Origin of the sequence: Klebsiella sp. WP4-W18-ESBL-05, assembly GCF_014169075.1 — a bacterium.
GTDB lineage: Bacteria > Pseudomonadota > Gammaproteobacteria > Enterobacterales > Enterobacteriaceae > Kluyvera > Kluyvera ascorbata_B.
In genome coordinates, this window is the sequence record NZ_AP022059.1 from 1 (window position 1) to 23,417 (window position 23,417).

29 protein-coding genes and 2 pseudogenes are annotated in these 23,417 nt (G+C 49.4%); 18 read left to right on the forward strand and 13 right to left on the reverse strand.

Annotated elements, in window-relative coordinates; all coding sequences use genetic code 11:
- Nucleotides 1-210: 210 nt before the first annotated feature.
- The gene (locus tag H7R58_RS24670; RefSeq protein ID WP_001749988.1) at nucleotides 211-780 is read right to left on the reverse strand and encodes a recombinase family protein; all 570 of its coding nucleotides are present in this window, start codon (nucleotides 778-780) and stop codon (nucleotides 211-213) included.
- A gap of 245 nt (nucleotides 781-1,025) precedes the next feature.
- Here H7R58_RS24670 and H7R58_RS24675 point away from each other — a divergent pair, with 245 nt between their 5' ends.
- A complete protein-coding gene (locus H7R58_RS24675) occupies nucleotides 1,026-2,234 on the forward strand; it encodes a type II restriction endonuclease (RefSeq protein ID WP_000110241.1) in 1,209 nt (402 codons plus the stop codon).
- Between the two features lie 33 nt (nucleotides 2,235-2,267).
- Here the strand turns inward: H7R58_RS24675 and H7R58_RS24680 are convergent, their stop codons facing one another.
- Entirely contained in the window at nucleotides 2,268-3,701 is a 1,434-nt protein-coding gene (locus H7R58_RS24680) for a DNA cytosine methyltransferase (RefSeq protein WP_001288432.1), read from the reverse strand.
- Between the two features lie 98 nt (nucleotides 3,702-3,799).
- Here H7R58_RS24680 and H7R58_RS24685 point away from each other — a divergent pair.
- Nucleotides 3,800-4,072: pseudogene (locus H7R58_RS24685) on the forward strand (IS1 family transposase); the annotation flags it as partial.
- A 10-nt stretch (nucleotides 4,073-4,082) separates the two neighbouring features.
- On the opposite strand, the gene H7R58_RS24690 reads toward H7R58_RS24685, so the two are convergent.
- Genes H7R58_RS24690 through H7R58_RS24715 form a run of 6 tightly spaced genes read right to left on the reverse strand, consistent with a single transcriptional unit; the run spans nucleotide 4,083 to nucleotide 6,314 of the window.
- Nucleotides 4,083-4,289: a hypothetical protein gene (locus H7R58_RS24690; RefSeq protein ID WP_001749967.1), complete on the reverse strand. Its 207-nt coding sequence runs from the start codon at nucleotides 4,287-4,289 to the stop codon at nucleotides 4,083-4,085.
- A 4-nt stretch (nucleotides 4,290-4,293) separates the two neighbouring features.
- On the reverse strand, nucleotides 4,294-4,935 hold the full coding sequence (locus H7R58_RS24695; protein ID WP_012561158.1) for a restriction endonuclease: 642 nt from the start codon (nucleotides 4,933-4,935) through the stop codon (nucleotides 4,294-4,296).
- A 55-nt stretch (nucleotides 4,936-4,990) separates the two neighbouring features.
- Nucleotides 4,991-5,302, reverse strand: a complete 312-nt coding sequence (locus H7R58_RS24700; RefSeq protein ID WP_013279382.1) for a hypothetical protein — start codon at nucleotides 5,300-5,302, stop codon at nucleotides 4,991-4,993.
- 35 nt (nucleotides 5,303-5,337) lie between these two features.
- Nucleotides 5,338-5,652 (reverse strand): TrbM/KikA/MpfK family conjugal transfer protein, encoded by a 315-nt coding sequence (locus H7R58_RS24705; RefSeq protein WP_016338363.1) that lies wholly within the window; start codon nucleotides 5,650-5,652, stop codon nucleotides 5,338-5,340.
- A complete protein-coding gene (locus H7R58_RS24710) occupies nucleotides 5,649-5,993 on the reverse strand; it encodes a hypothetical protein (protein ID WP_012561155.1) in 345 nt (114 codons plus the stop codon). Before H7R58_RS24710 ends, H7R58_RS24705 begins: the two co-directional genes overlap by 4 nt.
- A gap of 15 nt (nucleotides 5,994-6,008) precedes the next feature.
- Nucleotides 6,009-6,314: an H-NS family nucleoid-associated regulatory protein gene (locus H7R58_RS24715; RefSeq protein WP_012561154.1), complete on the reverse strand. Its 306-nt coding sequence runs from the start codon at nucleotides 6,312-6,314 to the stop codon at nucleotides 6,009-6,011.
- A 108-nt stretch (nucleotides 6,315-6,422) separates the two neighbouring features.
- Between H7R58_RS24715 and H7R58_RS24720 the strand changes: the two genes are divergently transcribed.
- From H7R58_RS24720 to H7R58_RS24780, 14 genes are all read left to right on the forward strand, one after another.
- Nucleotides 6,423-7,160, forward strand: a complete 738-nt coding sequence (locus H7R58_RS24720) for a lytic transglycosylase domain-containing protein (RefSeq protein WP_109547639.1) — start codon at nucleotides 6,423-6,425, stop codon at nucleotides 7,158-7,160.
- A gap of 8 nt (nucleotides 7,161-7,168) precedes the next feature.
- Nucleotides 7,169-7,450 carry a transcriptional repressor KorA gene (korA, locus tag H7R58_RS24725; RefSeq protein WP_016338364.1) on the forward strand — a complete coding sequence of 94 codons (282 nt, stop codon included), beginning with the start codon at nucleotides 7,169-7,171 and terminating at the stop codon, nucleotides 7,448-7,450.
- 9 nt (nucleotides 7,451-7,459) lie between these two features.
- On the forward strand, nucleotides 7,460-7,753 hold the full coding sequence (locus H7R58_RS24730; protein ID WP_001749962.1) for a hypothetical protein: 294 nt from the start codon (nucleotides 7,460-7,462) through the stop codon (nucleotides 7,751-7,753).
- Between the two features lie 49 nt (nucleotides 7,754-7,802).
- Nucleotides 7,803-8,120: a VirB3 family type IV secretion system protein gene (locus H7R58_RS24735; protein WP_000496058.1), complete on the forward strand. Its 318-nt coding sequence runs from the start codon at nucleotides 7,803-7,805 to the stop codon at nucleotides 8,118-8,120.
- A 131-nt stretch (nucleotides 8,121-8,251) separates the two neighbouring features.
- The gene (locus tag H7R58_RS24740; RefSeq protein ID WP_223669807.1) at nucleotides 8,252-10,720 is read left to right on the forward strand and encodes a VirB4 family type IV secretion/conjugal transfer ATPase; all 2,469 of its coding nucleotides are present in this window, start codon (nucleotides 8,252-8,254) and stop codon (nucleotides 10,718-10,720) included.
- Nucleotides 10,721-10,737: 17 nt separating this feature from the next.
- On the forward strand, nucleotides 10,738-11,451 hold the full coding sequence (locus tag H7R58_RS24745; RefSeq protein WP_001749960.1) for a TrbJ/VirB5 family protein: 714 nt from the start codon (nucleotides 10,738-10,740) through the stop codon (nucleotides 11,449-11,451).
- Between the two features lie 7 nt (nucleotides 11,452-11,458).
- Nucleotides 11,459-11,686 carry an IncN-type entry exclusion lipoprotein EexN gene (gene eexN / locus H7R58_RS24750; RefSeq protein ID WP_001749959.1) on the forward strand — a complete coding sequence of 76 codons (228 nt, stop codon included), beginning with the start codon at nucleotides 11,459-11,461 and terminating at the stop codon, nucleotides 11,684-11,686.
- A gap of 15 nt (nucleotides 11,687-11,701) precedes the next feature.
- Nucleotides 11,702-12,742, forward strand: coding sequence for a TrbL/VirB6 family protein (locus H7R58_RS24755; protein ID WP_001749958.1), 1,041 nt, complete (start codon nucleotides 11,702-11,704; stop codon nucleotides 12,740-12,742).
- A 100-nt stretch (nucleotides 12,743-12,842) separates the two neighbouring features.
- Nucleotides 12,843-12,971, forward strand: coding sequence for a conjugal transfer protein TraN (locus H7R58_RS25705; RefSeq protein ID WP_071882546.1), 129 nt, complete (start codon nucleotides 12,843-12,845; stop codon nucleotides 12,969-12,971).
- Nucleotides 12,961-13,659, forward strand: coding sequence for a VirB8 family type IV secretion system protein (locus tag H7R58_RS24760; protein ID WP_000646594.1), 699 nt, complete (start codon nucleotides 12,961-12,963; stop codon nucleotides 13,657-13,659). Before H7R58_RS25705 ends, H7R58_RS24760 begins: the two co-directional genes overlap by 11 nt.
- Before the next feature lie 10 nt (nucleotides 13,660-13,669).
- Nucleotides 13,670-14,554: a TrbG/VirB9 family P-type conjugative transfer protein gene (locus H7R58_RS24765; protein WP_000735066.1), complete on the forward strand. Its 885-nt coding sequence runs from the start codon at nucleotides 13,670-13,672 to the stop codon at nucleotides 14,552-14,554.
- A complete protein-coding gene (gene virB10, locus H7R58_RS24770; protein WP_012561145.1) occupies nucleotides 14,554-15,714 on the forward strand; it encodes a type IV secretion system protein VirB10 in 1,161 nt (386 codons plus the stop codon). The genes H7R58_RS24765 and virB10 overlap by 1 nt, the downstream gene beginning before the upstream one ends.
- A gap of 41 nt (nucleotides 15,715-15,755) precedes the next feature.
- Nucleotides 15,756-16,751, forward strand: a complete 996-nt coding sequence (locus H7R58_RS24775; protein ID WP_012561144.1) for an ATPase, T2SS/T4P/T4SS family — start codon at nucleotides 15,756-15,758, stop codon at nucleotides 16,749-16,751.
- Nucleotides 16,751-17,284, forward strand: coding sequence for a phospholipase D family nuclease (locus H7R58_RS24780; protein ID WP_000792636.1), 534 nt, complete (start codon nucleotides 16,751-16,753; stop codon nucleotides 17,282-17,284). The genes H7R58_RS24775 and H7R58_RS24780 overlap by 1 nt, the downstream gene beginning before the upstream one ends.
- A 172-nt stretch (nucleotides 17,285-17,456) precedes the next feature.
- Here H7R58_RS24780 and H7R58_RS24785 read toward each other — a convergent pair whose 3' ends face one another.
- The 4 genes and pseudogenes from H7R58_RS24785 to H7R58_RS24800 all read right to left on the reverse strand — a co-directional run bounded on the left by H7R58_RS24785 (nucleotide 17,457) and on the right by H7R58_RS24800 (nucleotide 20,369).
- On the reverse strand, nucleotides 17,457-17,771 hold the full coding sequence (locus H7R58_RS24785; protein ID WP_000091613.1) for a hypothetical protein: 315 nt from the start codon (nucleotides 17,769-17,771) through the stop codon (nucleotides 17,457-17,459).
- Between the two features lie 401 nt (nucleotides 17,772-18,172).
- Nucleotides 18,173-19,177 (reverse strand): IS110-like element IS4321 family transposase, encoded by a 1,005-nt coding sequence (locus H7R58_RS24790; protein ID WP_022542389.1) that lies wholly within the window; start codon nucleotides 19,175-19,177, stop codon nucleotides 18,173-18,175.
- Nucleotides 19,178-19,276: 99 nt separating this feature from the next.
- Nucleotides 19,277-19,590, reverse strand: a pseudogene (locus tag H7R58_RS25710) (Tn3 family transposase); the annotation flags it as partial.
- Between the two features lie 26 nt (nucleotides 19,591-19,616).
- Nucleotides 19,617-20,369, reverse strand: a complete 753-nt coding sequence (locus H7R58_RS24800; protein ID WP_004729622.1) for an alpha/beta hydrolase family protein — start codon at nucleotides 20,367-20,369, stop codon at nucleotides 19,617-19,619.
- A 240-nt stretch (nucleotides 20,370-20,609) separates the two neighbouring features.
- Here H7R58_RS24800 and H7R58_RS24805 point away from each other — a divergent pair, with 240 nt between their 5' ends.
- Both H7R58_RS24805 and H7R58_RS24810 read left to right on the forward strand, forming a co-directional pair.
- Nucleotides 20,610-21,479: a DMT family transporter gene (locus tag H7R58_RS24805; protein ID WP_001567390.1), complete on the forward strand. Its 870-nt coding sequence runs from the start codon at nucleotides 20,610-20,612 to the stop codon at nucleotides 21,477-21,479.
- Nucleotides 21,480-21,612: 133 nt separating this feature from the next.
- Nucleotides 21,613-22,578: a MalY/PatB family protein gene (locus H7R58_RS24810; protein WP_021242982.1), complete on the forward strand. Its 966-nt coding sequence runs from the start codon at nucleotides 21,613-21,615 to the stop codon at nucleotides 22,576-22,578.
- Between the two features lie 194 nt (nucleotides 22,579-22,772).
- On the opposite strand, the gene H7R58_RS24815 is transcribed toward H7R58_RS24810, so the two are convergent.
- A complete protein-coding gene (locus tag H7R58_RS24815) occupies nucleotides 22,773-23,393 on the reverse strand; it encodes a TetR/AcrR family transcriptional regulator (protein WP_001567388.1) in 621 nt (206 codons plus the stop codon).
- Nucleotides 23,394-23,417: the final 24 nt, after the last annotated feature.

Consider the following 23,417-nt stretch of genomic DNA (forward strand, 5'->3'; position numbering starts at 1 on the left):
CGCGGCGCCCACTGCGCACCACCGTGGGGGACGTGCGGCAGCTGCGTGGCGGCGGGCTGGGTTATGGCTTTGCAGGGAGGGGCTGGGCCGGGCGATACGGTCAGCGTTGCGGTTTCCGGCGATTTGCGGCCGGTGCCCGTTTAAGTCCGGCGTGGTCGCCTTCCATGCCCTGACGGGCATAAGAAAATAAAACCGCCATGCTGCGGTCATTCATGATTTTGTGGTGTAGCGATAAATAGTCATGCGAGAAACGTTGAAGCGCTTAGCAACTGCACCAACTGTCATTTCAGGATCAGCAAGTAAGATTCTAATTTGTTTAACATCTTCTTCAGAAAGTGACGGTTTTCTCCCTCCCACACGGCCCCTTGCGCGTGCAGCTGCAAGGCCTGAGCGCGTTCTTTCAATATTGCGGTTGCGTTCAAAGCTAGAGAATATCGCCATCAGATGAGTATAGATTTCCCCTATAACTGGCGCATTTGTGTCTATTCTGTCCTTGATGGCTATGAAAGTTATTCCGCGTTTCTTCAGGTCGTCGAGTAAAGTAATGACTTGACCCAATGAACCGCCGAGCCGATCTAGTGCCCAAACTACTAGGGTATCTCCCTCGCGCAATGCTTTCAGGCAGTTCTCCAGTTCCGGCGCACCTTTTTTGTCGCGCTTGGGGCCGCTACGTGAGGTCTGATCCTGATAGATTTGCTCACATCCAGCTTTTGTTAGTTCGTCAACCTGGTGCGCCACATCCTGAAGATGCGTAGATTTACGTGCATAGCCGATTTTCATTCTTTTCTCGCTAATTAGTTATGGGGTTATTGTTATGTTGATACAGTAACGAGTTTTGTTACATGAGGGGAGTCATTTTTCGGGAGAAGTCAGGACTTTTCAAGACTGTCACAAAAACCATCGTTTTTGATACATTAATTTAACCAATAGGTTGCAGATCAAATCGTCTGTAACAGCCTTTCTGGCTGTTTGTATATAATCATGAAAAAATGGTGAGTAGAGTTTCAGGGTAACAGGGGATGCTTATGTCGGTTTTCCACAACTGGCTACTTGAGATCGCATGTGAGAATTACTTCGTCTACATCAAACGCCTTTCCGCCAACGATACCGGCGCAACAGGTGGTCACCAGGTAGGGCTTTATATCCCTTCAGGTATCGTTGAAAAACTCTTTCCGTCTATCAACCATACCCGTGAACTGAACCCTTCGGTTTTTCTCACCGCACATGTGTCATCGCATGATTGCCCTGACAGCGAAGCCCGGGCAATTTATTATAACAGCCGTCATTTTGGTAAAACCCGGAATGAAAAAAGGATTACCCGCTGGGGTAGAGGCAGCCCACTTCAGAATCCTGAAAATACAGGGGCTCTGACGCTCCTGGCTTTCAAGCTTGATGAGCAAGGGGGGGACTGTAAGGAAGTAAATATTTGGGTATGCGCCAGCACTGATGAAGAGGACGTCATTGAGACCGCTATTGGTGAAGTTATACCCGGAGCGCTTATATCCGGCCCCGCAGGACAGATTCTAGGCGGACTATCTCTACAGCAAGCGCCAGTAAATCATAAATATATTCTACCTGAAGACTGGCACCTGCGCTTTCCGTCGGGAAGTGAAATTATTCAGTATGCAGCCAGCCATTATGTGAAAAATTCCCTTGATCCGGATGAGCAACTTCTTGACCGCCGGCGCGTGGAGTACGACATATTTCTATTGGTTGAGGAACTGCATGTTCTGGATATCATCCGGAAAGGATTTGGCTCTGTGGATGAATTTATTGCGCTGGCCAATTCTGTCAGCAATCGCCGTAAATCCAGAGCCGGGAAGTCGCTGGAACTGCACCTGGAGCATCTATTCATTGAGCACGGCCTGCGACACTTTGCGACGCAGGCCATCACAGAAGGTAATAAAAAACCCGATTTCCTTTTCCCTTCCGCAGGGGCTTACCACGATACTGAGTTTCCCGTAGAAAATCTGCGCATGCTGGCAGTCAAGACTACCTGTAAGGATCGCTGGCGTCAGATACTGAATGAGGCCGATAAAATTCATCAGGTGCATCTGTTTACACTCCAAGAGGGAGTTTCTCTGGCTCAATATCGGGAGATGCGGGAGTCGGGTGTCAGATTGGTCGTGCCATCATCGCTGCACAAAAAATACCCGGAGGCGGTGAGAGCTGAGCTAATGACGCTAGGTGCGTTTATTGCTGAGCTGACAGGGCTTTACGCAGATATTCCATAGATTATCTCCCGGCATAAATACCGGGAGGAGCGATCAGATTCGTTCAACCTTGCACGAATCGGCATTAACCGCTTTCAGGATATAAGGTTCAAGCAGTTTGGCTACGGCTTCAAACACGGGCACCACTACGGAGTTACCGAACTGCCTGTACGACTGAGTGTCTGACACAGGAATGCGAAAAGGCCTGCCATCTACTTTTTCAAAACCCATAAGGCGCGCGCACTCTCGTGGAGTCAGCCTGCGGGGCCGATGCGCCTGATTTTCTTCGTTCGCGAAGTCTGTTTCACCTGTGGCCATATCCCAGCCACGGTCTATCAGAATTTCAGACCCGTCTTTGTGATAGCGAGCAGAAAGCGTACGGGCAATGCTTTCTTTATTTTCAGGATTAACGAGGCCAAAACCGAATCCGTTACCCTTAGCTGCGTGCTTTTTGGCGTAGTTATAGAGATACTCCCAGAGTTTCGGCGTCAGTATATATTTGCTGTCAACCACGGGTTCCAGCAGTTCGCCAAATGACGGACGCTGTTCCGGATAAAAACGACTAATATCGCGCAGGGTAAAGCCCTGGTGAATGTTCAGATCACGACGGAAACCGACCAAAACGATACGTTCTCGGTGCTGAGGTAAAAAGTGCTTTCCGTCGATAACTTTAGGATCGTTTTTGCCCATCTCAGCTGCATCCGCAACTTCATAGCCCAGTTCGTCGAGGGTATCCATGATGACTTTAAAGGTTTTACCCTTGTCATGGCTCTTCAGGTTTTTAACGTTTTCAAGAACAAAGATGGCAGGTTTTTTTGCGCGTATAATACGCGCCACATCGAAGAAAAGCGTTCCCTGAGCCTCACATTCGAAACCATGCGCGCGCCCGAGCGAGTTTTTCTTGCTTACGCCCGCAAGGCTGAACGGTTGACAGGGGAAACCTGCTAGAAGTACATCATGATCCGGCACATGCTCATTAATGTAAGCATAGGCATCGTTTTCAGGTACTTCAGGTTTATCACTGAGCGTGACTTCCCGAATATCGAGATTGAAAGTGTGTTCCTGAGCATCGTTAAACCAGTTAGCTTTATATGTGCGCACAGCCTCTTTATTCCATTCACTGGTAAAAACGCACTGGCCACCGATGGTTTCGAAGCCCTTCCGTATACCTCCAATCCCAGCAAACAGGTCAATAAACCGGAAGGCATAGTCAGGGTGATGTGCAGGCGCTTCCGGAAGCATTTTTCGTAGAAGTTCCTCTTCGGCTAACGTCAGCGTCTTAGGTGAGCACTTACCATTAATCCAGCGATTAAGAGTCTCGCGACTCCACTCATTTTTACCAACTTTTCTAAGCAGTTCAGCCACGTACTTCTGGTCATAGATTTCCAGCACCTGCCCGAGCAGCTTTTTATCATTTTCCTGTCGCAGTTGTTCTTCCGCTTCTGCTTTCTCAAGCAGATCCTGCGCCAGTAATTCAAATTCAGACATATTGCCTCCATTGGGTCTTATGGGTGAAACTGTATCACTCATTTGACCCAGATTGAATGTTTTTATCTGGATATTTAAACAGGTTTATTGTTAGGTAACGCACGTTGGCCACGCTGGAGCGTCTTCTGGGCCTGCTGTCGGCCTTTGAGGTCGTGGTATGGATGACGGATGGCTGGCCGCTGTATGAATCCCGCCTGAAGGGAAAGCTGCACGTTATCAGCAAGCGTTACACTCAGCGCATTGAGCGACATAACCTGAATCTGAGACAACATCTGGCAAGGCTGGGACGGAAGTCACTGTCGTTCTCAAAATCGGTGGAGCTGCATGACAAGGTCATCGGGCATTATCTGAACATAAAACACTATCAGTAAGTTGGAGTCATTACCGGTTCTCTTTGTCTTTTAGTGATTCTATAAACCTCATTACGTCTGAATATAAAAATCTATTATTTGATTTATGTGGCTCATGAGGTTGTGGGATGGTCTTGTTTTTGAATGTGCCAGTTTTCTTAATGGCAAAGATTAATTCACCTTCTGTTATTCCTAACATTTCAGCAAATGTTTTTGCTTCTATAGTTACTGACTTCATTTAATTAACTCTCATGGTATCGATTTTCTTTACCGGCATCTTTAACAATGGTGCTCGTTTCTAGTGTTGCTGCGGTACGCTTCATCATCGTCTGCGGGGCGGTTGCGATAGTGAAGGAGCTGCCGGGCGTGAGCAAATCTATCAGGCGCTGGCCGCTGATAATCTCCATCCGTTCACTGGCAATACTGACAGATTTTGAACCTGCGCCGGTTTTCCCGGTATGGCAAAACAGACCGCGACAGTTATGACGTTTAAGCAACTTCTCGAACTCCTGTACGTGCTGTAAAGCAATATGGCCGCGATAGCGTTTAGCCTGAATAAGATAGCGATATTTTCCTATTATTACCTGGCCGTCAATGCCTCCATCGCCGGTATAGCGTTTGTTTCTGATGGTTCTGAAGCCATGCGCTTCAAATCCTTCCAGCAACAGTTCTTCAAACACAAAAGGATCAATTTTCCTCAGGTAGTTAATTTTTTGTGGGAAGCCCGGCAACGTCTTTATGCGCTCCAGCACCCGCCGCGCACTTTGCTGCTTCCTTTTGTGTCGTCGGTTGCGTACTGAACGCCGGAAGAATACAACGGCAAACAGTGCGATGGCGCTGCAAGCCCATAGAATAAGGTTTTCTGTAGTGGGGAAGGGGAACATGGTGATAGTGTGCTTTCTGTGGGTAAAGAAAAGGGCGGTTAAACCGCCCTGGTGTTTAGCGACGGCTGTAAACCTGCCACGAAGCGCTGCCTGACTGATTCTGGCAAATCCGCCCGTAAAGTACGGTGCCGGTCGAGTAGCGGGCGCCATTCAGATAGCAATAGCCGCTGGATTGCAGCAGTTCGTTGCGCAGCTTTTCTTCCTGCTTTGATAGCCGGGACTCCGCAGACTGCAAACGAACGGATAATTCGTTAATCTGGCGTTGCTGGTTATTCATCTGGCTCTGCATCGCATTACCTTTATCCTGGCTGACGCAACCAGTTAAGAGAGCTGTACAGGCTAATGCACTTAATATAATTTTTTTCACGTTGGCTCCTTAAATTGAGATTATTCCTAGCCCGCCTATAAGCGAACTTTCCCGTATTTACTTATGATCTGGCTTATCATCGACTGGTTACTTCCACCTTCGCCATTATCCGGGCATTCATTAAGAAAAGCCTTCCTGGCATCCCTCGTGTGGTTGGGTAAAAAGCCGTGCTTGTTCTTTTTAACGATATTGAAGAAAGCAGCTTCAGCACTGTTACACTCGCTTCCGCCGCTATCGCCGGTGAGCTTGCCCGCCATGCACATAATAACTTTGCAGGGATCTTCAGCATGGCTGGCAGGAAGATAAAGCAGACTACCAGCTGCTATCAGAGGGATTAAGAGTTTCTTCATTGTTTTGTCCTTAACAGTTTGTTCAGATATACACCCGCCAGAATGTTGATAACGGTAAGTAATATTAATAATAACGCAGAGTTATAAATAGATTTGTAACCTATATCGCCTGCGATATATTCGACAATAAAAACGAAAATCGTTAACATTGCGAACAACTTGATTAACTTTCCTGTAATTTTCTTAACGATATAAGCAACTGAATAAGAGCCGGATTTGATGATGCTGGCGAGTAACCTGATAGCATGGACACGGAATTTTCTTAAAATGGGCGGAATGGAAAATGCCTTTTTCTTCCTTCTGCCTTTTTGCTTTTCCGCAAAATCAATAACATCGCCCATTTTTATACTCTCCGGTTATATCTTTAGATCATCAAGTGATAAACCACTATCAAGCAGCTCTTTGAGCCATGTTGGTCGGCGGCCAGTCCCGGACCAGGTATTTTCTGCGTTCCTGGGGTCGCGGTATTTTACTTGTCTATGTTCTCTGGGGTTGGCAACGCCCTGCATTTTCATGGCTTCCAGGCTAATGCCAGCGTCCAATTTTGCAGTTAGCCAGGCCGGGCGCTTCCCTATACCAGTCCACGTATTAAAAGGGTTATCCGGGTCACGATACATGGGTTCACCTTTGGGGCGTTTTTCTGATTTCAGGGGAACCAGCATTACCTTCCTTCCTTCAGAGGTTTTCTTTTCGTTTCTTCTTGACACGATCTCATTAGCCCTTATCATAAACATAAGTCGTCGAAATTACAATTACGCGGTGAAACGTAAATGAGTAAACATCCAAAACTTCTGGTTCTCGCTCTGGCCTGCCTTGCTTGTGCTGGCCGTGCCAGTGCTGCGCCTGCCTCAGATGAAGTTGCCAGGCTTGCGCAGAGATGTGCGCCTGATGTTTCACCCTTAACAATGGCGTACATCGTCGGCCATGAGTCCTCAAATGGGCCGTACAGGATCAATATTAACGGTGGTAGTACCCAGTTAAAACAGCAACCACGTACTGAAGCTGAGGCCGTCAGCGTTTCGAAAGTTCTGCTGAAGGATAATAAAAGTTTTGATATGGGCCTTGCACAAATTAACTCAAATAATTTAGTGGGCCTGGGTCTTTCGGTTGACGATATTTTCAAGCCCTGCATCAACCTGCGGGCGAGCCAGACCATCCTTAAAGCCTGTTATGATAGCGCCCTGAAATCCTATCCAGCCGGGCAGGTTGCGCTGAGACACGCGCTTTCCTGCTACAACACCGGCTCACTCATAAACGGGATTTCTAACGGGTATGTCACGAAAGTTATCAACGTGGCGCGTCAATCAACTGATTTGAAAATCCCTACGCTGCTACCTGATGGCCAGACCAGTGAGGACAGCACCGCGACTGAGCCTCAGCAGGCAAAAAGTACGGCCACGCAGTATGACGGTGAACAAGATGTTTTTGGTTCGAGTGATGGCGATGCCTTCAGCCGAAATAATACGGATGCCTTTTTAACCAAACAGGAAACAGCGAAGGGGGAGTGAGGTTATGGATGGAACGTTTGTACCTTGTATTGCAATCACAGATCCTGGAGCTATTTGAAACAGGAAAAGTGAAGGAGGTAACGATAAAACGGGTTTCATTAAAGACGTGGTATCCCGTTTTTCAGATAGACGATGAACAGTTGGGCCAGATCGCATGTTCCATTCGGGTTAACAAAGAGCATGAACTACGAACCTGGGCTGATTTAAGGCTACTGGCAGAGTTTTTGAAAGATAAGTGTGGCGTTGAAGAATGCCGGTTAAATCTGCAATCAACAGAAGATAGTGAGTAAGGAGAAAGTATGACCACGTTGTTTAAGAAGTATGGCCCTGCGGTAGTTATGGGCGTTTTGTCCATTGCCCTGCCGCAAATTGCGCTGGCCGCTGGCACCGATACTGGTGAATCAACCGCTACATCAATCCAGACGTGGTTGAGCACATGGATTCCAATTGGTTGTGCTATTGCGATCATGGTTAGTTGCTTTATGTGGATGCTTCACGTAATCCCAGCCAGCTTTATTCCTCGTATCGTAATCTCGCTGATTGGTATTGGTTCTGCATCATTTCTGGTTTCCCTGACGGGCGTAGGAAGCTGAACAACGCGAAAAGGGGGGACTTTTGTCCCCCAAAGTGAGGACTACAAAGATGTTCGTTGACGGGAAAAGACCGCTTTTCAAAGGTGCGACTCGCTTACCTCGCGCGCTGGGTGTACCACGTAATGTAGCTATGATGATATTCATGATTTCTGCCTCGCTTTTTATGATTATTCATATGTGGGCGATCCTGGTGTTCGTCTTTTTGTGGATTCCTTCAGCTGCATTAACAAAATATGACGACCGCATGTTTCGAATTATGGGCCTGTGGTTGAAAACCAAATTCAGTAATTGGTTTGATTCTCCGTTTAAGCAGTGGGGAGGATCGTCTTATTCCTCTGTTGACTACAAACGTAAGGGTTTAAAATAATGAGAGCTGCCACCGCTACGAAGCCAAAAAAAATTGATGCCTACCGTAAGGAGCCATCAGTAAATAAAAAGTATTTGCCCTATTCTTATCACCTCAATGATTACGTGATTTCGATGGAAAACGGCGATCTGATGGCTTTTTTCAAGCTGGATGGCCGCACACATGACTGCGCATCAGATCGGGAACTGGTCACCTGGCATAAAGACCTTAATACGCTGGTCAAGAGCTTCGGAACAGACCATGTAGAGCTGTGGACGCATGAATATCACCATGAGGCTAAAGAGTACCCGGATGGTGAGTATGACCATTTTTTCCCTGCTTATGTTGATCAATATAACCGTAAGCTGCACGGTGATTCCAAGCAGCTGATTAATGACCTTTATCTGACCGTTATTTACAAACAGGTAGGGGATAAAACACAGAAGTTTCTGGCGAAATTTGAAAAGCCGACTCGTGACGAAATTCAGCGAATGCAGAATGAGGCGCTTGAAGGTCTGGAAGATATTTCTGAACAAATCCTGGAAGCAATGAAGCCGTATGGCATTCAGCAGTTGGGTATCTATTATCGTGACAAACGCGGTGTTGAAATTCCTGCGCCTGATAAAAAAGAACGTGAAGAACTTGCTGAAGTCGATGAATCAGACATTTTTGACGAAGCCATTGTTATCGAACGCAACGAGCCTGAACCTTCGCAGGCTCACGCTTATTCAAAAGCGCTGGAGTTCCTTTATTTCCTCGCAAATATGGAATGGGCCATCGTGCCTGTTTGCCGTGATCGTATCCGTGAGTACATCATGGACAACCGCCCTGTTAGCTCACTGTGGGGGGATGTTGTCCAGATCAGAACGGTAGATCACAACTTCTATACCACCGGCATTGAATTTCGTGAATACGAAGAAGATACAGAGCCAGGCCAGCTTAACATGCTTAAAGAAGCCGATTTTGAATACCTTCTGACGCAGAGTTTTTCTTGCCTCTCTGAATCTTCAGCTAAAACGTTTCTGACGCATCAGGAAAAATCTTTGCAGGAAACGCGCGACCGTGCGCAAAGCCAGCTGGCACAGCTTGGTACCGCGCTCGATATGCTGACGTCCAGAGAGTTCGTGATGGGCTACCATCATGGAACCGTGCATGTCTGGGATAATGACCAAAACGCGGTACAGCGCAAAGCGCGTCGTGTGAAGGTTATGCTAACCGGCTGTGGCGTGGTTGGCGGGACTCTCAGCCTGGCCTCTGAGGCTGCATATTATGCGAGACTGCCTGGCAACCAGAAATGGGCGCCGCGCCCGGTTCCGATAAACTCATGGAACTTCCTGCACTTCAGCCCGTTCCACAATTTTATGCGTGGCAAGCCTGACAATAACCCGTGGGGGCCAGCGCTGACCATGTTCCGCACGATCAGCGGTACGCCACTCTATTTTAATTTCCATGTGACCCCGCTTGAAGAACTTTCCTACGGTAAACGCCCGCTGGGCCATGCGTTAATAACGGGTATGTCGGGGGAAGGTAAAACCACGCTGCTTAACTTCCTGCTGGCGCAGTCAATGAAGTACAACCCGCGGCTTTTTGTTTATGACCGTGACCGCGGTATGGAGCCGTTCATTCGAAGCGTTGGTGGCTACTATAAAGTTCTGCAACAGGGTATGCCGTCCGGGTTTGCCCCGCTTCAGATTGAACCGACCAAACGCAATATTGCCCTCATTAAAAACCTGTTCCGCATTTGTGTGGAAACCACCAATAACGGGCCTATCAGCGCAACGATGGCTACCGAACTGGCTGAAGGCGTTGATGCGGTTATGGGGGAAGGCTCACTTATTCCACGCGAGGCGCGCACCGTTACTATCCTGGACGGGTACGTGAATGAAGTTGTGGAAAATGGCGTATCACTGAAAGGGCTGCTGCGCGAATGGACGCGCGAAGGCCAGTATGGCTGGCTGTTTGACAATGATAAAGACAGCCTGGATCTCAGCGCGAATGATATTTTTGGCTTCGATTTATCCGAGTTTATCGCAGCCAAAGAGGAAGTATCCAGCCCGGCCCGTACTCCGCTCATGATGTACCTTCTGTACCGGGTACGTGACTCCATCGACGGCAAACGCCGCGTCATTCAGTGCTTTGACGAGTTCCACGCCTACCTTGACGATCCGGTTATCGAGCGTGAAGTTAAGCGTGGTATCAAAACTGACCGTAAGAAAGACGCTATCTATGTGTTTGCCACGCAGGAGCCGAACGATGCGCTGTCCAGCCGTATTGGCCGCACGATCATGTCGCAGACCGTCACAAAAATCTGCCTGCGCGATCCGGAAGCTATCCGAGAGGATTATGCCTTCCTTACTGATGCTGAATACGACGCGCTGATGTCGATTACCGAACACTCCAGACAGTTCCTGGTTAAACAAGGGCAACAGTCTGCGATTGCTTCTTTCAATCTCTACCCTCGCAACAGCGACGATATTGATGCAGATATTAAGACAATGGACAACGTTCTTAGCGTGTTGTCCGGTGAACCACAAAATGCCGAAATTGCGCATGAGCTGGTTGAACGGCTCGGTAATGACCCTGAAGTATGGCTCAAAGAATACTGGCGCCTGACGGCTTAACAACGAGGCAAAACACCATGAAAAAAACACTGACGGCAGTATTGCTGACCACCGGCCTGATTCTGGGAGGCGCGCAAAGCGCTTCCGCAGGCATCATCGTGACCAACCCTACTGAACTGGCTAAACAGGTCGAGCAGCTTCAGCAAATGGCGCAGCAGCTGGAGCAGCTTAAAAGCCAGCTGCAAACGCAGAAAAATATGTATGAGTCGATGGCAAAGACAACCAACCTGGGCGATCTGCTGGGGACGTCTACCAGCACGCTGGCAAATAATTTGCCGGACAACTGGAAGGAGATTTACAGCGACGCCATGAACTCCAGTTCTTCCGTCACGCCTTCAGTTAACAGCATGATGGGCCAGTTTAATGCGGAAGTTGACGACATGACGCCCAGCGAAGCAATTACCTACATGAACAAAAAGCTGGCTGAAAAAGGCGCTTATGACCGCGTTATGGCAGAAAAAGCCTACAACAACCAGATGCAGGAACTAACCGATATGCAGGAGCTGACGGAGCAGATTAAAACGACTCCAGACCTGAAATCGATTGCTGACTTACAGGCCCGTATCCAGACGTCACAGGGTGCTATTCAGGGTGAGCAGGCGAAGCTGAATCTGATGAACATGTTGCAGCAGTCACAGGACAAGCTATTACGTGCGCAGAAAGAACGTGCCACCCACAATTTTGTTTTTGGAACCGGCGGGGACGTTACCGCGTCACCTTCAATTAACTGAGGTAATTATGAAAAAACTACTGCTTGTTATCCCTTTCCTCCTGGTGGCCTGCGATGCCTCGCATGACGTGGAGTGGTACAAAAAACATGAGAAAGAGCGCAAGGCAACAATTCAGGAATGCAAGAAAGACGCGGATGAACTTCAGAAACCTGATTGCAAAAACGCGCGCGAAGCCGATCGTCAGCTGTTTGTGTTCGGCAAAAAAGACGGCGAAATCAATTCACCGAAAATTTAGGAGTAAGGAGGCAATATGGCATTCACCCTAGTCGCAGACATTTTCGCAAAAGTAGACGGGGCGATTACGTCAATGGTGAGCGCCAATGTTGCCACCATTATCTCTGATGTAACGCCTCTGATTGCCACCTGTCTGACAATCAAGCTGATGGTTCAGGGGATGTACTCAGCGTTTAATCCGGGGGCGGGCGACAGCCTGAGTTCGCTGATTAAAGAGTATCTTTCCATAGCCCTTATCCTGAGCTTTGCAACGGCGGGCGGCTGGTATCAACAGGAACTGGTCAACGTGGCGCTTCACCTGCCGGATGATTTTGCTGGGATACTGTCTGCCCCTAATAAAGTCGGTGCAAGTGGCGTACCGGCGATTATTGATAGCGGTATTGAAAAAGGTATCAAGATCGTCAACACCGCATGGGAAGCCGCAGACGTGTTTTCATCGAGCGGCCTGGCCGCGTATGCCATTGGCGGCATTATGATGATTGCTACCGTTGTGCTGGGCGGCCTCGGTGCGGGCTTTGTGATCATGGCTAAAATCCTTCTGGCCGTTACGCTTTGTTTTGGCCCGATTGCAATCTTCTGCCTGCTGTGGGGAGCGACAAAAAACATCTTTGCTCGCTGGCTGGCGTCGGTCATTAACTATGGCCTTGTCGTCGTCATTCTTGCGCTCGTGTTTGGTTTCATCATGCAGATGTTCGACAACCTCCTGTCCTCGATGAACTCTGATGCCGCTTACTCATCAATCACTGGTTCTATCTCCGCCTTATTACTGACGGTCATTTCCGTTTTCGTTCTGTTCCAGATTCCGCAAATTGCCGCCAGCTGGGGTAGCGGTATCAGCGCCGGAGTTGCTGACGCCGCACGCTCTACGGGTTCTTCCATGCAGGCGCTTGGCAATATGGGCAGCCACGGCATGTTTGGCGGTAATGCGTTCAGAGGCGGTAACAGTGGCGGCGGCCAGCAATCGGCAGGTGGAGGAAGTGGCAGCAACAGCGGAGGAAGCAGTGGTTCTAATTTAAGTGGTAAGGCAAGGGGCAGTCGAGGGAAGAAGGCTGCATAAAATTAAAACAAAAGTCGTTGAAATTGCAATTTCGACGACTTATTATAATTAGTACGTTCAACAACCGATAATGGATGCCGTAATGCGCAGCTTATTGCTTATGGGAGTTCTTCTGATTAGCGCCTGTTCCAGCGGGCATAAACCGCCACCGGAGCCGGACTGGAGCAACACCGTTCCAGTAAACAAAACAATCCCGGTTGATACGCAAGGTGGTGCAAATGAAAGCTAATAAAAAAACAGGGCTTACACGTGAAGCCATTAAAGAGTTCAACGAAAGCCGTAAAGGGCTTGAAGTTGATCTGATGGATGAAGTGCTGAAGTCCCGGCGTACCGCCTGGATGGTTGCCACCGGTTCAGCGGTGGTAACTGTTTTTGCACTCTCTTTAGTTGGTTACGTGGTGCATAAGTACAGCCAGCCAATCCCCGCACATCTGCTAACGCTCAACGAGGCCACTCACGAAGTACAGCAGGTCAAGCTGACCCGCGACCAGACCTCTTATGGTGACGAAATTGATAAGTTCTGGCTGACACAATATGTCATTCACCGTGAGAGCTATGACTTCTATTCAGTTCAGGTCGACTATACGGCCGTTGGCTTAATGTCCACGCCGAACGTGGCAGAGTCTTACCAGAGCAAGTTCAAGGGCCGCAACGGTCTTGATAAGGTTCTGGGCGACAGTGAAACGACCCGCGTGAAGATTAACTCTGTGATCCTCGATAAACCGCACGGCGTAGCAACGATACGCTTTACTACGGTTCGCCGCGTGCGCAGCAATCCCGTTGATGATCAGCCGCAGCGCTGGATTGCCATTATGGGGTATGAATATAAATCGCTGGCGATGAATGCTGAGCAGCGTTATGTCAACCCGCTGGGTTTCCGCGTGACGAGTTATCGCGTCAACCCGGAAGTTAACTGAGGGCTGCCCCATGAAAAAACTACTTCTTTCAGCAGTCGTTTTGTCAGTCCTGGGAGGCGCGGCCACTAACGTTATGGCGCTTGAGGTTGGCCGCAATTCTCCTTATGACTATCGCATTAAAAGCGTTGTTTATAACCCTGTTAATGTGGTCAAAATTGACGCTATCGCCGGTGTGGCTACCCACATTGTTGTCGCGCCTGACGAAACCTATATCACTCATGCTTTTGGCGATTCTGAAAGCTGGACGTTTGCGCACAAAATGAACCATTTTTTTGTGAAGCCGAAACAGGCCATGAGTGATACCAACCTGGTGATCGTCACCGATAAGCGCACCTATAACATCGTCCTCCATTTCATCGGTGAAGAAACGAAGAAAAATGCAGACGGTACGGTATCAAAATCCTTTATTGAAACGCCGTGGGCTGTGCGCCAGGCCGTTCTTCAGCTGACCTATGAATATCCGTTTGAGCAGCAGGAAAAAGCCAAAAGCGCGGCTGATAAAAAACGCATTACGCAGAAGCTGAAGCAGACGGCTTTTGCGGGGGCGAAGAACTATCAGTACGTAATGAGCGAACAGCCTGAAATGCGCAGCATCCAGCCGGTTCACGTCTGGGATAACTACCGCTTTACCCGGTTTGAGTTTCCGGCCAATGCGGAGTTACCGCAGGTCTACATGATCTCGGCCAGTGGCAAAGAAACGCTGCCTAACTCTCATGTTGTGGGTGAGAACCGCAACATCATCGAGGTGGAAACCGTCGCTAAAGAGTGGCGTATTCGTCTGGGCGATAAAGTCGTTGGCGTTCGTAATAATAATTTCGCGCCGGGCGCCGGTGCGGTAGCAACCGGTACGGCTTCCCCGGATGTGCGCAGGGTTCAAATTGGGGAGGATAACTGATGGCCCGTAAAAGTGTCGATGTAGATCAGGAACTCGATGAAAACACCGGAGACGGTGAATTTGAAAGCGAGCGTGGCGGATTTAATGGCAGTAACCGCCGTTCGGCTCCTGGTATGAAAGCCTTTGTCATACTGATGGCGCTGCTTGCTTTGGTATTCATCGGGATTACGGTCATGGGTAAAATTCGCGCCCCGGCTAAAGCTGAAGCTGATAAAGACGGTGGTAAAGCGCAACAGGCCAATACACTGCCAAACTACAGCTTTAACAGCGATCCTGATGTTAATAAACCTGCAACTGCGCAGAATAGCGCCACTGATGCCCGTGCTGTGCAGGCTGCCGCACAGGCAGATGCAGATGCGGGCAGCAGCAATACCGGCGCGCGTACCTCTAATAAGCGTAAAGAACCTTCGCCTGAAGAACTGGCTATGCAGCGTCGTCTGGGCGGCGAGCTGGCCCAGACTAATCAGGCGGCTACAAGCAATAGTCCCGGAGTGCAGCCCCAGGACAACGAAACAAGCGAAGGTAGTTCAGCACTCGCTAAAAACCTGACTCCTGCAAGGCTGAAGGCTAGCCGCGCTGGAGTCATGGCTAATCCCAGCCTGACTGTTCCGAAAGGCAAAATGATCCCCTGTGGTACCGGCACCGAGCTGGATACCACTGTTCCGGGTCAGGTTTCCTGCCGGGTTTCACAGGACGTTTACTCAGCTGATGGACTCGTTAGGCTGATTGATAAAGGCTCATGGGTTGACGGGCAGATTACCGGTGGTATCAAAGACGGCCAGGCGCGCGTGTTTGTTCTCTGGGAGCGTATCCGCAATGACCAGGACGGAACAATCGTTAATATTGACAGTGCCGGAACGAACTCACTCGGCAGCGCGGGGATTCCGGGCCAGGTGGATACCCATATGTGGGAGCGTCTGCGTGGTGCGATCATGATTTCGTTGTTCTCTGACACCTTAACGGCGCTGGTTAACCAGACGCAGAGTAATAACATTCAGTACAACAGTACAGAAAACAGCGGTGAGCAGCTGGCGTCTGAAGCACTCCGCTCTTACATGTCTATCCCCCCTACCCTCTACGATCAGCAGGGTGATGCGGTGAGCATTTTTGTTGCCCGCGACCTCGATTTCAGCGGCGTTTATACGCTCGCAGACAACTAAAAAAGTGGGCGCTTAGCGCCCGCTTTTCTTCAGGAGTAATCATGACTGATGCAGCTTTCTATCAACTTGGCCCACTGCGCGAGTATTTAGAAGATCCTACTGTTTTTGAAATTCGCATTAACTGCTTTCAGGAAGTTATCTGTGATACGTTCAGCGGCCGCAGGGTTGTGCAGAACGCGGCAATTACGGCAGATTTTATTAGGAACCTTGCTAAATCGTTGGTGAGCAGCAACAAGCTGACCATGCAGGCCATTAATGACGTGATCCTGCCTGGCGGGATCAGGGGCGTTATCTGTCTGCCCCCTGCGGTGATTGACGGTACAACGGCCGTAGCGTTTCGTAAGGATTTGGCGGCCGATAAAAATCTGGAGCAGCTGACCCGCGAGGGGATTTTCAGTGACTGCCGGAAGATTACCGGCAGCAAGCAAAGCCTAACGGATGATGATTTTTTCCTTAAAGAGCTGCACAGCAGCGAAAAATGGCCCGCATTCCTGCAAACCGCCGTTGAGAAGAAACGCACTATCGTGATCTGCGGTGAAACCGGGTCGGGGAAAACGGTACTCACGCGCGCGCTGTTAAAATCGCTACATAAAGACGAGCGTGTAATTATTTTAGAGGACGTTCACGAAGTCACGGTCGATCACGTTGTAGAAGCCGTTTATATGATGTACGGCGATGCAGGAAAGATCGGCCGCGTCAGCGCCACTGATGCCCTGCGAGCCTGTATGCGTCTGACACCGGGCCGTATCATCATGACTGAGCTTAGGGATGATGCTGCGTGGGATTATCTTAAAGCACTTAATACCGGCCATCCAGGCGGTGTTATGTCAACGCACGCTAACTCTGCGCGCGATGCCTTTAACCGTATTGGGCTGCTTATCAAGGCGACCCCTATCGGCCGTATGCTCGATATGAGCGATATTATGCGAATGCTCTACTCCACCATTGACGTTGTGGTGCATATGGAAAAGCGGAAAATCAAAGAAATTTATTTTGACCCTGAATATAAAATGCAGTGTGTGAACGGGAGCCTGTAATGAAAAACTTAGCAACCTGGCTTCTGGCCGCAGCATTTACGACAGCCGCCCTGCCCGCCTTTGCGGTGGAACCATCCGTTCAGGTTGGCTACTCGCCTGAAGGAAGCGCCCGCGTTCTCGTCCTGAGCGCCATTGACTCCGCAAAAACCTCGATACGGATGATGGCTTATTCTTTTACCGCCCCGGATATTATGAAAGCACTGGTAGCAGCCAAAAAACGGGGAGTTGATGTGAAAATCGTAATTGATGAAAGGGGCAATACGGGGCGCGCCAGCATTGCGGCCATGAACTACATAGCGAACAGCGGCATCCCTTTGCGTACTGACAGTGATTTCCCTATCCAGCATGACAAGGTGATCATCGTGGATAATGTGACCGTTGAAACTGGCAGCTTTAATTTCACCAAAGCGGCCGAAACGAAAAACTCGGAGAATGCGGTGGTGATCTGGAACATGCCTAAGCTCGCTGAATCATTCCTCGAACACTGGCAAGACCGCTGGAATCGGGGGAGAGACTACCGTTCCAGCTACTGAATACTGACCGCCAAAAGGCGGTTTTTTTGTTCAAAGAAACTGATCTCAGTATCGCGCCCGGGGCAGCTGGCCAACGTCGCCGGCATCGCGCCGGCAAAAATCGAAAAACAGAAATATCAGCAAGATAGCTTAAACAGGTGTCGGGAAATTTCGTTGAGATATTTTGAAGGAATCACAGTGTAAGCAGGCGCTTTTTCAGGGAGGCGCGTTCTTGCGGGTTGCGTCCCTTGTGATTGGCGATGCGATCCGCCGTGGCGGCCTGGCGCTTGACGGGCCAGTAGGAGCGGCCATCCTTGCCCATCGACCAGACGCTGCTGGCCTGGTTTTCCAGCAGGGGCAGATGGGCGCTCAGGGCTTCGGGCGACGCGCTGGTCAGCGCCGTGCGCTCACGGGTGCGCCAGCGCTGATGCCAGAGCTTCTTGTCCTCGCGCTCGCTGCCGCAGGTCGTGTGCCCGACGATGGGTGTTTTGCGGCGGCTGCGGCTCATAACGTAGTGGTCTCCAAGAACATTCAGGACTGATCCCAGGCGTCGATGGTCAAGACCTGATCGGCAGGACAGGCGGCTACGCGGTCGGGAACTGGATGGTGTTCAGTCTCATGCCGACCCCATTGGGGTCCGCTTGGAAAACGGAATCTATGGTCACTCCCGTTTTTGCAACACCGATTTTGACGACAAGTTGGCTTGCTTGAATCTATCCGGCGTCTGAATGGGATTTTATTCCCGCGCCTTGATGAGTTCCGCGCCTGATGAACCTCCAGAAAATATACGGCTTCAATGAGCCTTTCCGTTTTACAGGTTCCTCAACAGGCCGGTGGGCCGTTAGTATCATCAATATCAGTATTCGCAAAACCAGATCAGTAATTCTTTAAACCGGTGTATTTCTGCCGTTATGCTACATAAGTTTGCTGTCGTGCCGTTAGGGCCCAGGCTATTCTGGCCAGCTTGTTTGCCAGAGCACAAGTGACGACAAAGTTGCTTTTCCGGCACAGTAAATCCCTGACCCAGTCGGCCAATTTTCCAGACTGGTGTTCCAGTTTTTGTATGAATACCCTGGCACACTGAACCAACAAAGTTCGGATCTTTTTATTACCTCGCTTACTAATTCCCAGCAATGTCGTCCTACCTCCCGTGCTGTACTGCCGAGGTACAAGCCCTGTTGCCGCCGCAAAGTCACGGCTGCTGGCGTACTGCTTCCCGTCGCCAATCTCAGTTGAAATAGTACTCGCTGTCAGTGTTCCGACGCAGGGAATGCTCAGCAAGCGCTGTCCAACCTCATCTTCGTCCAACTTTCGTTTCAACTGGGATTCCAAATCTTTAATCTGCTCAACAAGATAGTGATAATGCTGTTGTAATTTCAGCAATAACTGGCTGAGGTAAAGAGGCAAACTATTGTCCTCAAGAAGGGTACTCAGTCGGCTAATAACGGCAGCTCCTCGGGGAACGCTAATGCCAAATTCCAGCAGAAAAGCATGCATTTGATTGGTTGTTTTTACCTTATCCTGAACCAGGGATTCACGGACACGATGCAGAGCCCGCATTGCCTGCTGAGATTCCGTTCTGGGTTGCACAAAACGCATAGACGGACGCGATGCAGCTTCACAAATAGCTTCGGCGTCGACAAAGTCGTTTTTATTGCTTTTAACGAACGGGCGGACAAATTGTGGTGATATCAGCTTTGGGGAATGCCCCAACTCTTCCAACTTGCGTGCCATAAAGTGAGAACCGCCACAGGCTTCCATTGCGATGGTTGTAGCGGGGCATGTCGCCAAAAATTCGATCAACTTTGGCCGGGTAAATTTTTTACGGTAAACAGCCTTCCCGCGACGATCCTGGCAATGAATATGGAAAGAGTTTTTACCCAGATCGATACCAATGAGCGCAATGTTTTCCATGATAGTTCTCCGAATGAAAGCCTGTCCTCAGCATAGTACCGGGAAGGAGGGAGTGACCATCTCATTAATTATCCCACGCTAAGACTATATTTTGTACAGCAGTGGAGAAGGATGAGAGACCAGCAGTTCATTAACAGGGACTCCTTTTTGCTTAAGCGGCTCAATGGTTCTTTCTATATAAACCGTATTCCAGAGTGTTATCGCCGCCGTATGTAGTGTCAGCGCCGGTGGCGTGGTAACGCTGATCCTCCCACCCCCAGATCCCTGATTTCATTCAGCCGGTGCATGAAGGATGCTCGCCCAAGGGCCTCACCCTTATTCAGCCCCGCCTGTATGCATCGGCCTAAGCCTTTATCGCAAAATCAGTCCAGCATAAACAGCGTCCGATCTCTGCAGAAAATCGCCCTCTGCGCTACGAGTTTGAACGCATTTACTCTGTTTATAGGTAACATTCGCTCCACGATATAATGATATCGGCAACGTATTCAGCATCCTGAGCATGAGTCAGAAGGTGATCCGCCTTACCCAACGAAATGAAACTCTTGGGATGCTTTGCTGCTTTGAATATTTTTTCGGCCTGCTCAATTAACACAGTATCATCTTCAGTCGCATGAAAAATAAGCAGAGGCTTGTTCATGGCGAACACCTTATGAGCGATTTTGTGTTCCTGAATATTGTCCAGCATCTGTTTCTTTAAGGTAAATACCCGCCCGGCCAGCTCAACGGGATAGGCTCCATGCTGGTTAATGTTTTCAACATCATCCTTAAAAAGACGTTTTACGTGTGTCAGTTCTCCGGGTGATCCTATGGTGACAACGGCCTTTGCCTCAGGAACTTCGCCGGCAATAGACAGAATGGCCGATCCCCCCAGGCTATGGCCGATGAGCAAAGAAGGCGCTTCGTACTGTCGGCGGAGATAATCTACCGCGCAAAGCAGGTCCGAAATATTGGATGAGAAGTTGGTGTTGGAAAAATCCCCTTCGCTGTTTCCCAGACCAGTAAAATCAAACCGGAGAACGGCGATAGCATTCTCTGTCAGTTTCCGCGCAATACGCGCCGCGCCTTTGAGGTCTTTGCCACACGTAAAACAATGAGCTAACAGCGCAAACGCTTTAGGATTTTCAGGAAGTTCAAGCAATCCGGCCAGTTCTTCACCAGCCGCATTTTTGAACGTAAATTTTAGTTTTTTCATAGGATATTCCAGGTCTTAAACTGATTTCATATGTTTGATCGCAGGGAAAAATAATCTTCTGCTCTGCATCTGGCATTACGCGTTTTCCTTCCTCTACTGGGGATGTGAAACAGAATTCATTCCGAATGCCTGTCCTCACCTTCCAGTTTGAAAGCTGATTATTGCTTCCTGTTCGGTGATCACTTACGCTATGCTACCAACTAGATGGTAGTTTACAAGAATTTTATGAGGTCTCACTGAATGGCCAATTGCGCGCTCATTCTTAAAATATCCCTGGCAATGCTGGCGTTTGCTGCAAACTCTATTCTGTGCCGTCTGGCCCTGCAGGGAGGCCACATTGATCCCCTTTCATTCAGCAGCCTCAGGCTGGCCAGTGGTGCACTCGTCCTGTCACCTTTCTTGTTTTATCACGCAAAAACTACATTATCGCTGTGGCGTCCGCTGAGCGGATTTTACCTCATGGTGTACGCAGTGCTCTTCTCTGTCGCCTATATCCATCTCGATACCGGGGCAGGTGCGCTGTTACTTTTTGGTGCCGTACAGTTTGCGATGGTGATCCACGGATTATTTAAAGGGGAATCACTCTCCGTTATGCGGGCTTGCGGTTTAGTTATTGCTCTGGCAGGAATTGCTGCCCTGCTGTTACCCGGGGCGAAGGCACCGCCGCTTTACAGTGCACTTATGATGATCGTTGCCGGATTAGCCTGGGCCGCCTATTCCGTCAGGGGGAGGGCGGGCCAGGCGGCCGGGGCTTCAACGGCGGCAAATTTTGTACTCGCCACGCCGATGGCTCTCGCTCTTTCGTTGCTGTTTATGAAGCAGGGTCACTATGATGCTGCGGGCATTGCTTTGTCATTGCTGTCCGGTGCCGCCGCCTCAGCCGGTGCATATGTATTGTGGTATACCCTTTTACCCTCTCTCGGCTCTATCACCGCCAGTACCCTTCAGCTCAGCGTTCCCTGTCTGGCAATGCTAGGGGGTGTGGTATTCCTGGATGAATCACTGACGGTCAGAACGATATTTTCTGCCCTGGCGGTGCTGACTGGCATTGTGATGGTGACACGCGAGAAATCCCCCCGTCAGTCGATGACAAAGGCGAGAGAACCTTAATAACGCAATTAATTCATGCAGTTATGATGATTCTCTTATGTTAATCACACGAGCCAGTTTTCCCGCTCCGGCATCAGACTGACAGTAATACTGAGGTCGACGTTTCTGACTACACCTAAGGCAGGTTTATGAAATGAAATATGATTTTGATGAGTACGTAAGCAGAGAGAAAACAGACAGTCTCACCGTGGACGGCTGGCGGGAATACCTGTTTTCGGGACAGTCCGAATTTGCAATGCGGTATCCGGCAGAAGGGCTAATCAACCTCTGGGTTGCTGACATGGCTTTTGCCACACCAGAGCCGATTCTTCAGGCCATCAGAGACCGTCTGGATAGAAAAATACTCGGCTACACTAAAATCTACGACGAAGAATACTATGAGATCTTTGGCAGCTGGTGTGAGCGACAATATGGTCACCGTTTCAAAACGGAAGACATTGTGCTGTCTCCGGGCATTATTCCCGCGCTGAACCGTCTCGTCCCGCTTCTGACCGACATGGATGACAGTATTCTTATTATGACGCCTTCATATGGCCCGTTTAAAAAGGCGGGTGAATACAGTCAGCGTCGCGTGGTGTACTCGGCGTTAAAAAAATCAGCAGGCGGCTGGGAACCTGACTGGGAAGACTTTGCACGCAAAGCCAGTCAGGCCGATTTACGTGTGAAAATTCTTTTCCTGTGTAATCCGCATAACCCGACCGGACGAGTCTGGCGGCCTGATGAACTTAAGCGGATTATTGAAATTTGCCTGGCCAATGACATCTGGGTGATATCTGACGAAATTCACTGCGACCTGTCCCGAAGCGGTATCGGTCATACACCGGCCGCCTCTCTTTTCCCTGATTCTACACGCATTATTACCTGCATGTCCTCGAGTAAAACATTCAATCTGGCCGGGAATTTGTTGGCAAATATCATTATTCCGGATCCCGGTGTCAGAAGCGAGTGGCGTCTCAGACACGACGAGTTCATCTCTCCACTGAGCCTGGCAGCAAACAAAGCGGCGTGGAGTGAATGTGATGACTGGCTTGTCCATCTGAGGGAATATATTGACGGCAATTTCCAGTACCTGCACGACTATCTCAAAAGCTATTTGTAACGGCTCGCAATCGAAATCCTTCGGGCTCGCAATCAGCGCAATTTTCGGCTCAGATTAAGTGACAATGAAAATCCTCACAGGCTCACATTAAGTGATAATGAGCTCGCGTTTATCTTTTCCGGCTCGCCATTCATTGCCTCGGGCTCACAATAAATGCAAATGAAAATTCTCCCATTGCGTCACCAGTAGATAATTTATTGCTTCTTATGCTGGCGAAACAGGGCTGTCAAGACCCTTTCAATCATCTCTTTCACCACCTCAGATTTCGGACGCTCCAGCGCCGTCAACGCCAACCCTTTTTCCAGTGTGATAATAAAACAGGCAAACGCTTCAGGAGCAAGGTAAGCAGGCAGCTCTCCACATTGCTGCGCCTCTCGCGCTTCGTTTTCCAGCCACTGGGTAAATGCCTGCCTTTCATCGCGTAATTGTGCGGCAAGGCCTCCTTCATCAATCTGGAAAGCCAGTGCGGAAAAGGTCATGGCGCACCCCAACGGTTTACCGTCACAACTGAACAACGTAAAGGCGTCATGAAGAAAATGACGCATCCGTTGTTCGAAAGTTTGTGTTTGATCCTGCAGACACTGTTCCAGCCCCCCCAACCAGTGCTGGCGGTAATACATAAGCGCCGCCGCATACATCCCCTCTTTGTTACCGAAGGCCAGATACAGCGATGGAGGTTTCATTCCGGTTACATGGGTCAGGTCTGCTATCGAGGTTGAGGCATATCCCTTTTGCGCAAAAACCTGAAATAACGCCTCCGCCAGCTTATCTGATGAGATGAGTTTTGGCCTGCCAGTTTTTTTCTTTTCAATCATGGAGATAGCCTTATCTTTTAACTT